Genomic DNA, 11,427 nt, shown 5'->3' with positions numbered 1-11,427 from the left:
GGCGTGACCGTCGTGCAGAGCGGCCTGAACCGCAACAACAGCACCGAGTTCGCTGTCGTGCGCGCCGGCCTGAACTACAAGTTCGGCTCGTACTAGGACCTTCGGGACCGGACGCGGCCCGCACCCCGGGCCGCAGCCGAACCCGATCCTCGACCCGATACAGAGAAGCCCGGCCGAAAGGCCGGGCTTCTTGCGTTTTGCAGACCCGTTACTCGCACTGAGCTACGCACGAAAAAGCCCGGCCGCAGGGCCGGGCTTCGTGTCGCACCGCCAATGGGGTCGCCTCAGATGTCGAGGTCGGTCTTCTCGGCGAAGACGGCGCGCTCGGAGATGAAGGCGAAGCGCGCCTCGGGCTTGTTGCCCATCAGGCGCTCGACCGCGTCGCCCGTCGATTCGCGGGCTTCGTCGAGAACCGCGACGCGCAGCAGGATGCGCTTCTTCGGGTCCATCGTGGTTTCCTTCAGCTGCGCCGGCATCATCTCGCCCAGCCCCTTGAACCGGCTGATCTCGACCTTGCCGCCCTTGAACACCGACTTGATCAGCTGCTCCTTGTGGGCGTCGTCGCGGGCATAGGCCGTCTTGGTGCCCTGCTGCAGCCGGTAGAGCGGCGGCATCGCGAGGTAGAGGTGTCCCTTGTCGATCAGCTTGGGCATCTGTCGGTAGAAGAAGGTGATCAGCAGCGAAGCGATGTGGGCGCCGTCGACGTCGGCGTCCGTCATGATGATCACCTTGTCGTAGCGCAGGTCCTCCCCGCGGTACTGTCCGCCCGTGCCGCACCCTAACGCCAGGGTCAGGTCGCCGATCAGCTGGTTGGCGCCGAGCTTGTCGCGGCTCGCCGAGGCGACGTTCAGGATCTTGCCGCGCAGCGGGAGGATCGCCTGCGTGGCCCGGTCGCGCGCCTGCTTGGCCGAGCCGCCGGCCGAGTCGCCCTCGACGATGAAGATTTCGGAGCCCGCGGTGCCGGCGGCCGAGCAGTCGGCGAGCTTGCCGGGGAGCCGCAGCTTGCGCGTCGCGGTCTTGCGCGCGACCTCCTTCTCCTGGCGCCGGCGCAGGCGCTCCTCGGCCCGGTCGATCACCCAGTCGAGCACCTTGTTGGCCTGGGCCGGCGAGGCGGCGAGCCAATGGTCGAAGGCGTCGCGGATCGCCGTCTCGACGATGCGCGACGCCTCGACGGTGGCGAGCTTGTCCTTGGTCTGGCCCTGGAACTCGGGCTCGCGGATGAACACCGACAGCATCGAGGCGCAGGTGGCCATCACGTCGTCGGTGGTGACGGCCGTCATGCGCTTGGCCTGGTTCACCCGCTCGGCATGCTCGCGCAAGGCCCGCAAAAGCGCGACGCGCAGGCCCGATTCGTGGGTGCCGCCCTCCAGCGTCGGAATGGTGTTGCAGTAGGAAGCCGAGACGCCGTCGTCGTGCACCATCCAGGCGACGGCCCATTCGAGGGAGCCGTGCGAGCCGGGTTTGGTGATCTTGCCGGAGAAGATCGCGTCGGTGACGAGCTCCTTGCCCTCGATGTCGCGGGCGAGGTAGTCGCGCAGGCCGCCGGGGAAGCGGTGCACTGCCTCGGCCGGCACGTCGGTGCCCTCGATCAGAGACGGCGCGCAGCGCCAGCGGATCTCGACGCCGCCGAACAGGTAGGCTTTCGAGCGCGCCATCTTGAACAGGCGGCGCGGGTCGAATGCCAGCGAGCCGAAGATCTGCGCGTCGGGATGGAAGCGGATGCGCGTGCCCCGGCGGTTCTGCACCCGCCCGACCGTCTCCAGCCCACCCTGGGCATGCCCGCGCGAAAAACTCTGGCGGTAAAGGGTCTGGTTGCGCGCGACCTCGACCTCCAGCACGTCGGACAGCGCGTTGACGACGGAGATGCCGACGCCGTGCAGGCCGCCGCTGGTCTCGTAGACCTTGGAGTCGAACTTCCCGCCCGCATGCAGCGTCGTCATGATGACTTCGAGGGCGGACTTGCCCGGAAACTTCGGGTGCGGGTCGACCGGGATGCCGCGGCCGTTGTCGGTGACCACGAGCGCGCCCGACGCCTCGAGCTCGACCTCGATGAAGCTGGCATGGCCCGCTACCGCCTCGTCCATCGAGTTGTCGATCACCTCGGAGAAGAGGTGGTGCAGCGCCCGCTCGTCGGTGCCGCCGATATACATGCCGGGCCGGCGCCGCACCGGCTCCAATCCCTCCAGCACCTCGATGTCGGACGCGGTGTAGCCGGCCTCAGAACCGACGAGCGGGTCGAGCGCCGCCATCGGCGCCGCGGGCTTGCGCCGGCGGTCGGATGCGGGCGGAAGGTCGACGGCGCCCTTGGCAGCGCCTTTGGCGCCCGGTCCGAACAGGTCGCGAGCGGGGTCGCTCACGCGACGGGCTCCAGGCTTAGGGTCACGTCTCGCATGGGCTTTCATCCGCTCACGATATCGGAACAAAACAGAAACATCAAAGGCGATCCGCCCGCGATTCCGTGGCGCAGCTTCGCATGTGCGGCGCGCGCCCACCAAACGCTGCGATGCAACCGTCATCGGAGTGATGCGCAGCTCTGGTTAAGATCGCCTCACGTTGCAGTTTCGCGCGGAACTGGGGAGGGCATCCTGCATTATACCGCAAAAGCTCCGCCGCGCTTAGGGCAGGGAACGCCACCGATGACGACCGCTTCGATCGAGGCCCGGACCCTCACCCTCGCTCGCCTGGAGCGCGCCGCCGGACAGGCCTTCGGCTGCGAGCAGGAGGGTGCGTCCGCGTCCCGCCTCACGCTCGTCGGCCCGACCACCATCGCCCTGGCGACCTTCGCGACGGCGCTTGCGGCGACGATCAGCTATCTGATCTGAGACGTCCGAGCGTCTTCACGCGAAGCGGTCACCGGCTCGCATGAAGACGATGCTTCGTGATTGGACCGGATCACCGAGCCGGCGGCGAACGGTCTAGCCGCTCGCCTTCTTCGTCGCAGCCGGCTTCGCAACGGTCGTCTTGGATGCGGGCGTCTTGGATGCGGGCGTCTTGGCCGCCGCGGCCTTCGGGGCCGTGCGCTTCTTCGCAGCCGGCTTGGCAGCGGATTTGGCAGGTGCGTCCACATCCTTGGTGGCCTTCGCGGGCTTCCGCGCCGCCGTCTTGGCGCCACGGGCCGGCGCGGCCTTGCGGCCCCGGCTCGGCTTGCCGCCGCCGGCCGCGCGCTTGGCGTTGACCAGGTCGATGCCCTCTGCGAGCGTCAGCGCCTCGGCGGCCGTCGACTTCGGCAGGGTCGCGTTGACCTCGCCGTCGGTGACGTAGGGGCCGTACTTGCCGGCCTTCACAACGAGCTCGCGCCCCGTCGCCTCGTCCTTGCCGATCGGACGGCCGGGATCGGAGGAGGGGCGACCGCGCCCGCCACCCTGTTCCTTGGCGACGATCAGGTCGATCGCCCGGTTGGCGCCGACCTCGAGCACGTCGTCGTCCTTGCCGAGGTTCGCGTAGGTCTTGCCGTGCTGCACGTAGGGCCCGAAGCGGCCGAGGTTGGCCAGGATCGGCTCGCCGGTCTCAGGGTGCTTGGCGACCTCGCGCGGCAGCGATAGCAGACGCAGCGCCTTCTCCAGGTCGACCATCGAGGGCGTCACGCCCTTCGGCAGCGACGAGCGCTTGGGCTTGGCCGCATCCTTCTCTGTCGATGCCTCGCCGAGCTGGACGAACGGACCGAAGCGGCCGTCGCGGATCGTCACCGGCAGGCCCGAGACCGGGTCGTTGCCGAGCAGCCGCGTCCCGGGCGGGCTGCCGTCCGGCGAAGACCCGTCGCCCTCGCCGTCGACGCCCGCGGCCGAGAGCTGGCGGGTGAACTTGCACTCGGGATAGTTCGAGCAGCCGACGAAGGAGCCGAACTTGCCGAGCTTCAGCGAGAGCTGGCCCGAGCCGCAGGTCGGGCATGTGCGCGGGTTCGAGCCGTCCGCCTTCTGCGGAAAGATGTGGTCGCCGAGCAGCGTGTTCAGCGCTTCCAGCACCTCGGTGACGCGCAGCTCCTTGGTGCCGCCGACGGCGGCCGAGAAGTCGCGCCAGAAGTCGCGCAGCACGTCGCGCCAGTCGATCTCGGCGTTCGACACCCGGTCGAGCTGGCCTTCGAGGTCGGCTGTGAAGTCGTACTCGACGTAGCGCTTGAAGAAGCTCTCCAAGAAGCCGGTCACCAGCCGGCCCTTGTCCTCGGGCTGAAGGCGCTTCTTCTCGATTTTCACGTATTCGCGGTCGCGCAGGGTCTGAAGCACGGCGGCGTAGGTCGAGGGCCGGCCGATGCCGAGTTCCTCCATGCGCTTGACCAGGCTCGCCTCGGAGAAGCGCGGCGGCGGCTCGGTGAAATGCTGGGTCGAGGCGATGCGCTCGCGCTTCAGCGCCTCGCCGGCCTTCATCGGCGGCAGGCGCTTGCCGTCCTCGTCCTCCTCGTCGTCCTTGCCCTCTTGGTAGAGGGTGAGGAAGCCGTCGAACTTCACGACCTGGCCGGTGGCGCGCAGGTCGATCTTGCGCGGGCCGACGCTGGCCGTCACGTCCACGGTCGTGCGCTCCAGTTCGGCCGACTCCATCTGGCTCGCGACGGTGCGCGTCCAGATCAGGTCGTAGAGCTTGGCCTGCTCGGGATCGAGCATGCGCGCGACCTGCTTCGGCAGCCGGCCCATCTCGGTCGGGCGCACGGCCTCGTGGGCCTCCTGCGCGTTCTTGGCCTTGACGCTGTACTTGCGCGGCACGCCCGGCACGTACGTGTCGCCGAACTCGCGGCCGATCACGCGGCGCGCGTCGGCGATGGCTTCGGGCGCCATGTCGACGCCGTCGGTCCGCATGTAGGTGATGAGGCCCACGGTCTCGCCGCCGATGTCGACGCCCTCGTAGAGTTTCTGCGCGACGCGCATAGTCTGCGCCGGCGCCATCCCGAGTTTTCGCGATGCTTCCTGCTGCAGGGTCGACGTGGTGAAAGGCGGCTGCGGGTGGCGCTTGGCGGGCTTGGCCTCCACGCTCGCCACCTGGAAGGTCGCGAGCTCGAGGTCGCGCTTGAACGCGGCCGCGTCCTCGCCGTTGCCGACGTCGAGGCGCTGGATCCGCTTCCCGTCGGCGCCGACGAGCCGGGCCTCGAACACGCCGCCGTCGGCGGTCGAGAGCGTCGCCACCAGCGACCAGTACTCGCGCGGCTTGAAGCGCTCAATCTCGACCTCGCGCTCGCAGACGAGTCGCAGCGCCACCGACTGCACGCGCCCGGCCGAGCGGGCGCCGGGGAGCTTGCGCCACAGCACAGGCGAGAGGTTGAAGCCGACGAGGTAGTCGAGCGCCCGGCGGGCGAGGTAGGCGTCGACCAGCGCCTGGTCGATCTGGCGCGGCTGGCGCATCGCCGTCTCGACCGACGCCTTGGTGATCGCGTTGAAGGTGACGCGCTCGACGGGGATGCCCTTCAGCACCTTGCGGGCATTCAGCGCCTCCAGCACGTGCCAGGAGATCGCCTCGCCCTCGCGATCCGGGTCGGTCGCCAGGATCAGCTTGTCGGCGCCCTTCACGGCGCGGGCGATCTCGGACACCTGCTTCGATCCGCGGGCGTCGAGCTCCCAGATCATGTTGAAGTCGGCCTCCGGGTCGACCGAGCCGTCCTTGGCAGGAAGGTCCCGGATGTGCCCGAACGAGGCGATGACTTCATAGTCCCGGCCAAGATACTTGTTGATGGTCTTGGCTTTGGCCGGCGACTCGACGACGACGACTTTCATGGACGAAACAGCCTCTCGTCAAAGCCCGAGCAGCGGCAGGAACGCACCAATTGTGGGGTTTCGCGCCGCGGCCGGGCCGGACCTGCGCCGGGCATGAAGTGGTTCATGCCCCGCGGGTTGTCAAATGGGGGCTGTCCAAGGCGTGGCGCGAACGCGCCAGTACAGTCTCGCCGCAGCGGCGCTCCGACGGAGGGTGAGGACTCCGGAAACGCTACGCGACTCCCCCTCCCATGGGAGAAGGGACCCGCGCTCGACCAAACACCCGGTCGAGCGCGGCAAATCGCCAGGATTCGGAAGCGCGAGCCTCAGATCCCCGCGTACCACTCGTAGCCGCGGTCTTCCCAGTAGCCGCCCTGGCCGTCGCCGATCTTGGCGAGGGAATCGACCACCTCGATCCGCATCACGTACTTGGCCTGCTTGTAGCCGAGCTGGCGCTCGATCCGAAGGCGCAAGGGGGCGCCGTTCGAGACCGGGAGCGGCTTTCCGTTGAGGTCGTAGGCGAGGATCGTCTGCGGATGGAAGGCGTCGGTGAGGTCGATGCTCTCGTAGTAGCGGATCGGCGTGCGCGTCTCCTCCGGCTCCTCGGGCGGCGTGCCGCCCCAGGCGTCGGCATCGTTGCCCGCCGCAGCGACCTGGACGTGGCGCACCGCGCTCGGGTTCTCTGGTTGTATGAAGGCCCCGTCCTTGGTGCCGTCCTTGCCGCCCTCCAACCCGCCGCCGGCATATTCCAGCGTGTCGGCGCAGTGGAACACGACGTAGCGCGCCTGCGGCTTCAACCCGGCGCGGTTCAGCACCTCGGACAGGGGCACGCCGGCCCACTTGCCGATGCAGCTCCAGCCCTCGACGCAATCGTGCCGCGTGGTCTGCGTCCGCGACGGCAACCCGCGCAGGTCCGCGAGGCTGAAGCTCTGCGGGCGCTCGACCAGGCCGCCGACCTCGAGCTTGAAGGTGGAGAAGTTCGAGGCCGCCAGCGCCTTGTAGGCCTTGTCCGGCGGGTCGATCGTCCCGTTCGGCTTGAACACGGCCGAAATCTCGGACTCGGGGAATTCCCTGGCGAGCGAGGCGTTCGAGAGCAGCAGGCGCTGCACGAACAGGTTGGCGTCCTCCCCGGCCTTCAGGGTCCGCGGGCCGTAGGCGGAGCCGGCGAAGCGGTCGCAGCCGGCGAGCATCGCGGTGCCACCGAGCGCGGCGACGGTGGTGAGGAAGCGGCGGCGGTCGAGGGTGCTCATCGGCGGGTCGCTCCATCCTGCTCGATCGCGAACCAGCCGGTGACCATGCCGCGCATGTTGTTCCAAAACCCTGAGACCAGCACCAGCACCACGTGCACGATCACGAACAGCACCAGGAGGTTGGCCACGATGAAGTGGACCGTGCGGGCCGATTGCCGGCCGCCGAACGCATCGACGAGCCAGGGCCAGGCGGCGTCCATGCCGGGCGACATCGCAAGGCCGGCCAACACCATCGCCGGCAGCAGACCCGCGATGACGGCGAGGTAGGTCAGCTTCTGCAGCACGTTGTAGCGCTTGGCCTCCTCGCCCTTGGGGAAGTGCAGGGTGAGGTGCTCGCGCACCGAGCCGCCGATGTCGCGCACCTGGTCGCCGTCCGGGATCACCCGGCGGCGCAGCTGCCCCGACACCAGCCCGTAGAACAGGTAGATCGCGCCGTTGATCACCAGCGCCCAGGCAAACAGGAAGTGCCAGCGCCGGGCGGTGGCGAGGTCCTGCCCCGAGGGGATCGTGCTCCACGAAGGGAACGCCCGGTCGGCTATCTGGCCCTGGTCCTTGGAGAGGCCGAGCACGCCGGTCGTGTCGAAGGTGTAGCCGCCGACCGTGACGACGCCGCGGGCGTTGCCCTTGGCGTCGGTGTCGCTGGTGATCGCGAGCGCCGGGGTGTCGAAGGTCGACTTCGCGCCCCAGTACAGGGCCGGGTGCGCATTGAAGATTTGCAGCCCGCTCATCAGCAGGATCAGCAGGGAGGCGGCGTTGAGCCAATGCGCGAGGCGGATCACCAGCGGATGCCGGTAGATCGTCTCGCGGCGGGGGGACGCGGCGCCGGAGGGAATCGCCGGGGAAGCTGCCAAGGGAAGTTCGCCTGATTGCAGGAAAAGGATGGGAGGAACTGCGACCCATTCGCCGCGTGGTCCCAGCCGGTTACGTACAACCGCCGCGGAAAGTTGCCAGCCTCCGGATCGCGGCCCGCGCTTGCCGTCGCACCGGCCGCGACCTATCACGCGAGCCGATGAGCCAGCCGACGCACCCGAACTATCCCCACCGGCATCTCCTCGGGATAGAGGGCCTGTCGCGCCCCGACATCGAGGGGTTGCTCGACCGGGCGGATGCCGCGGTGGCGATCTCCCGCCAGGTCGAGAAGAAGCTCTCGACGCTGCGGGGCCGCACCCAGATCAATCTGTTCTTCGAGCCCTCGACGCGGACGCAATCCTCGTTCGAGCTCGCCGGTAAGCGCCTCGGCGCCGACGTGATGAACATGTCGGTGGCGTCTTCCTCGGTGAAGAAGGGCGAGACGCTGATCGACACTGCGGCGACCCTGAACGCGATGCGCCCCGACATCATCGTGGTGCGCCACCATTCGGCCGGCGCCGTGCACCTGCTCGCCCGCAAGGTGGACTGCTCGGTCGTGAACGCCGGCGACGGCGCCCACGAGCACCCGACCCAGGCGCTGCTCGACGCGCTGACCATCCGGCGCAACAAGGGGCGGATCGAGGGGCTTCGAGTCGCGATCTGCGGCGACGTGCTGCACAGCCGCGTCGCCCGCTCGAACCTGATCCTGCTTCAGGCGATGGGCGCGCGCGTCCGCGTGATCGCGCCGTCCTCGCTCCTGCCCGCTGGCATCGAGCGCTTCGGCGTCGAGGTGTTCACCGACATGCGTAAGGGCCTCGACGGCTGCGACATCGTGATGATGCTGCGCCTGCAGCGCGAGCGCATGAACGGCTCCTTCGTGCCGTCGGTGAAGGAGTACTTCCGCTATTATGGCCTCGACGCCGACAAGCTCGCGCTCGCCGCCCCCGACGCCCTGGTGATGCATCCCGGCCCGATGAACCGCGGCGTCGAGATCGCCTCGGACATCGCCGACGGCGCGCAATCGCTGATCCGCGAGCAGGTCGAGATGGGCGTCGCCGTGCGGATGGCGGTGATGGAAGCGCTGGCCTCGCACCTGCCGAACGCTTGACATGCCTCCGCGCGACTTCGACCTTGATATCCAGGCCATTCGGCGGCGCCTGGAACGGGAGGGTTGGATGACGCGACCGTTCAAGGGACCGCACGACATCTACGCGCATCCCGAGCGGGCGGGGACCGTCGCGGTGCCGCGCGGCCGCGGCGACCTTCCGGCCGGGACCGCGCGAAGCATCGCCCGGGCGGCCGGCTGGACGAAGGGGAGGCAGGAATCGTGACGGCGTATGTCGGCATTCTCGAGAAGGACCCGACCAGCCTCTGGGGCGTATGGTTCCCCGACCTGCCCGGCTGCATCGCCGCCGCCGAGACGGCCGACGCGACCGTGATCCAGGCGGCCGAGGCGCTTGTGCAGTGGATGGCGCTGATCGAGGAGGACGGACGGACCCTGCCGCCTGCGCGGACCATCGAGGTCCTCCGTCAGGACGTGGACGTCTCGCAGGCACTTGCCGCCGGCCACGCCGCCGTCGTCATCCGTCCCCCCTTCGACGAGCTCGGACTCGACGAGACGGCGATCAGAGCGATCGATTCGGCTGCCGAGCGCCGCGGCCTTTCCCGGCGTGATCTCGTTCGCGAGATGGTCCTCAATCAGATCGCGGTTTGATCCCCCCCAGATGCTGCTCCTCACCAACGCCGCCCTCCTCGACCCGGCCTCCGGCCGCGAAGGGCCGGGCCATGTCCTGATCCGCGACGGCCGCATCGCCGACGTCGCCTGGGGCGCCGAGCCCGGCACCCCGGAGGGCGCGAAGGCGATCGATTGCGGCGGGCACGTGCTGGCGCCGGGCCTGATCGACATGCGTGCCTTCGTCGGGGAACCCGGCGCCGAGCACCGCGAGACCCTGGCGAGCGCGAGCGCGGCGGCGGCGGCGGGAGGCGTCACGACGCTGGTCTGCATGCCGGACACCAACCCGGTGATCGACGGGCCGGCGATCGTCGACTTCGTGCTGCGGCGCGCCCGCGACACCGCCTGCGTCAACGTCCTGCCGGCCGCTGCCATCACCAAGGGACTCGCCGGACAGGAGATGACCGAGTTCGGCCTGCTCCAGGAAGCCGGCGCGGTCGCCTTCACCGACGGGCTGAGAGCCGTCACGCATGCTCAGGTGATGCGCCGGGCGATGACCTACGCCCGCGACTTCGGCGCCCTGCTGATGCAGCACGTCGAGGAGCCCGACCTGGTCGGCGAGGGGGTGATGAACGAGGGCGAGTTAGCGTCGCGCCTCGGACTGATGGGCATCCCGCGCGAAGCGGAGACGATGATGCTGGAGCGCGACCTCCGCCTCGTCCGCCTCACCGGCGCGCGCTACCACGCGGCGATGATCTCGTGCGCCGACTCAGTCGAGATCGTGCGTCGGGCCAAGGCGGACGGGCTGCCGGTGACCTGCGGCGCCTCGGTCAACAACCTCGTCCTGAACGAGGGCGACATCGGCCACTACCGCACTTTCTGCAAGCTCTCGCCGCCCCTGCGCGGCGAGGCCGACCGGCAGGCGCTGGCGGCGGCGCTGAACGAGGGGGTGATCGACGTGGTCGTCTCCGACCACAACCCGCAGGACGTGGAGACCAAGCGGTTGCCCTTCGCCGAGGCCGCCGACGGCGCGCTCGGGATCGAGACCCTGCTCGGCGCCTCGCTTCGCCTCGTGCGCGCGGGGGACGTCTCCCTCGCGCGCCTGCTCGCCGCCCTGTCGGCGAACCCGGCTCGGATCCTCGGCCGCGAGGCCGGGCGTCTCGCCGTCGGCGCCCCGGCCGACCTCGTGCTGATTGATCCCGACGTGCCCTACGTCCTCGACAAGCGGACATTGAAGTCCCGCTCCAAGAACTCGCCCTTCGACGAGGCAAGGATGCAGGGCGCGGCGGTGCTGACGCTCGTCGGCGGCCGAATCGTCCACCGCTCACCCGACCTCGCGGCGGCGGCATGACCGCGCCGTCGGACATCGCCTGGCCGGTCGTCCTCGGTTGCCTGGCGCTCGGCTACGCACTGGGCTCGATTCCCTTCGGGCTGATCTTCACGCGGCTGGCCGGCCTCGGCGACGTGCGGGCCATCGGCTCGGGCAACATCGGCGCGACCAACGTGCTGCGCACCGGCCGCAAGGGCCTCGCGGCCGCGACGCTGCTCGGCGACGCGCTCAAGGGCACCGCGGCGGTGCTGATCGCGCAGCGGATCGGCCAAGGGGTTGGCCAAGGCTCCGGCGCTTGGCCGGCGCTCGCGGCCGGGCTCGGCGCCTTCCTCGGGCATCTCTTCCCGGTCTGGCTCGGATTCAAGGGCGGCAAGGGTGTCGCCACCTTCCTCGGCGTGCTGCTGGCGCTGAGCCCCCTGGCGCTGCTCGCCTTCGCCGCGATCTGGCTCGGCCTCGCCTTCACCCTGCGCTACTCGTCGCTCGCGGCGCTCGCGGCCTCGGCCGCAACCCCTATCATCCTGTGGGCGTTGGGCGATCCGAGCCGCGCGGGGCTCTTCCTCGTTCTCGGCCTGCTGCTATGGTGGAAGCACGCGCCCAACATCCGCCGGCTCGTCGACGGCACCGAGGGACGGATCGGTCAGAAGGGCTGAG

Annotated in this window: 10 protein-coding genes and 1 pseudogene; 7 read left to right on the top strand and 4 right to left on the bottom strand. The window is 69.5% G+C overall.

The window, feature by feature from the left end; genetic code table 11:
• Positions 1–96: pseudogene (locus FV234_RS26710) on the top strand (porin family protein); the annotation flags it as partial.
• A gap of 188 nt (positions 97–284) precedes the next feature.
• Here FV234_RS26710 and parE read toward each other — a convergent pair.
• A complete protein-coding gene (gene parE, locus FV234_RS15635; protein WP_147830292.1) occupies positions 285–2,357 on the bottom strand; it encodes a DNA topoisomerase IV subunit B in 2,073 nt (690 codons plus the stop codon).
• Between the two features lie 279 nt (positions 2,358–2,636).
• Between parE and FV234_RS15630 the strand changes: the two genes are divergently transcribed.
• Positions 2,637–2,822, top strand: a complete 186-nt coding sequence (locus FV234_RS15630) for a hypothetical protein (RefSeq protein WP_147751177.1) — start codon at positions 2,637–2,639, stop codon at positions 2,820–2,822.
• A gap of 93 nt (positions 2,823–2,915) precedes the next feature.
• Here FV234_RS15630 and topA read toward each other — a convergent pair whose 3' ends face one another.
• From topA to FV234_RS15615, 3 genes are all read right to left on the bottom strand, one after another.
• The gene (gene topA / locus FV234_RS15625) at positions 2,916–5,696 is read right to left on the bottom strand and encodes a type I DNA topoisomerase (protein WP_147830290.1); all 2,781 of its coding nucleotides are present in this window, start codon (positions 5,694–5,696) and stop codon (positions 2,916–2,918) included.
• A gap of 305 nt (positions 5,697–6,001) precedes the next feature.
• Positions 6,002–6,925: a molybdopterin-binding protein gene (locus FV234_RS15620; protein WP_147830288.1), complete on the bottom strand. Its 924-nt coding sequence runs from the start codon at positions 6,923–6,925 to the stop codon at positions 6,002–6,004.
• Positions 6,922–7,776 carry a cytochrome b/b6 domain-containing protein gene (locus FV234_RS15615; protein WP_238273113.1) on the bottom strand — a complete coding sequence of 285 codons (855 nt, stop codon included), beginning with the start codon at positions 7,774–7,776 and terminating at the stop codon, positions 6,922–6,924. Before FV234_RS15615 ends, FV234_RS15620 begins: the two co-directional genes overlap by 4 nt.
• A gap of 158 nt (positions 7,777–7,934) precedes the next feature.
• Between FV234_RS15615 and FV234_RS15610 the strand changes: the two genes are divergently transcribed.
• The 5 genes from FV234_RS15610 to plsY are packed head-to-tail and all read left to right on the top strand — an operon-like array spanning position 7,935 to position 11,426.
• On the top strand, positions 7,935–8,882 hold the full coding sequence (locus tag FV234_RS15610; protein WP_147751180.1) for an aspartate carbamoyltransferase catalytic subunit: 948 nt from the start codon (positions 7,935–7,937) through the stop codon (positions 8,880–8,882).
• Between the two features lies 1 nt (position 8,883).
• Positions 8,884–9,105: a type II toxin-antitoxin system HicA family toxin gene (locus FV234_RS15605; protein ID WP_147751181.1), complete on the top strand. Its 222-nt coding sequence runs from the start codon at positions 8,884–8,886 to the stop codon at positions 9,103–9,105.
• Positions 9,102–9,488, top strand: coding sequence for a type II toxin-antitoxin system HicB family antitoxin (locus FV234_RS15600; RefSeq protein WP_187273701.1), 387 nt, complete (start codon positions 9,102–9,104; stop codon positions 9,486–9,488). The genes FV234_RS15605 and FV234_RS15600 overlap by 4 nt, the downstream gene beginning before the upstream one ends.
• A gap of 10 nt (positions 9,489–9,498) precedes the next feature.
• Positions 9,499–10,797: a dihydroorotase gene (locus FV234_RS15595; RefSeq protein WP_147830286.1), complete on the top strand. Its 1,299-nt coding sequence runs from the start codon at positions 9,499–9,501 to the stop codon at positions 10,795–10,797.
• The gene (gene plsY / locus FV234_RS15590; RefSeq protein WP_147830284.1) at positions 10,794–11,426 is read left to right on the top strand and encodes a glycerol-3-phosphate 1-O-acyltransferase PlsY; all 633 of its coding nucleotides are present in this window, start codon (positions 10,794–10,796) and stop codon (positions 11,424–11,426) included. The genes FV234_RS15595 and plsY overlap by 4 nt, the downstream gene beginning before the upstream one ends.
• Position 11,427 lies beyond the last annotated feature (1 nt).

Source organism: Methylobacterium sp. WL8 (genome assembly GCF_008040045.1).
Lineage (GTDB): Bacteria > Pseudomonadota > Alphaproteobacteria > Rhizobiales > Beijerinckiaceae > Methylobacterium > Methylobacterium cerastii.
This window is presented reverse-complemented; position numbering and strand designations above follow the sequence as displayed.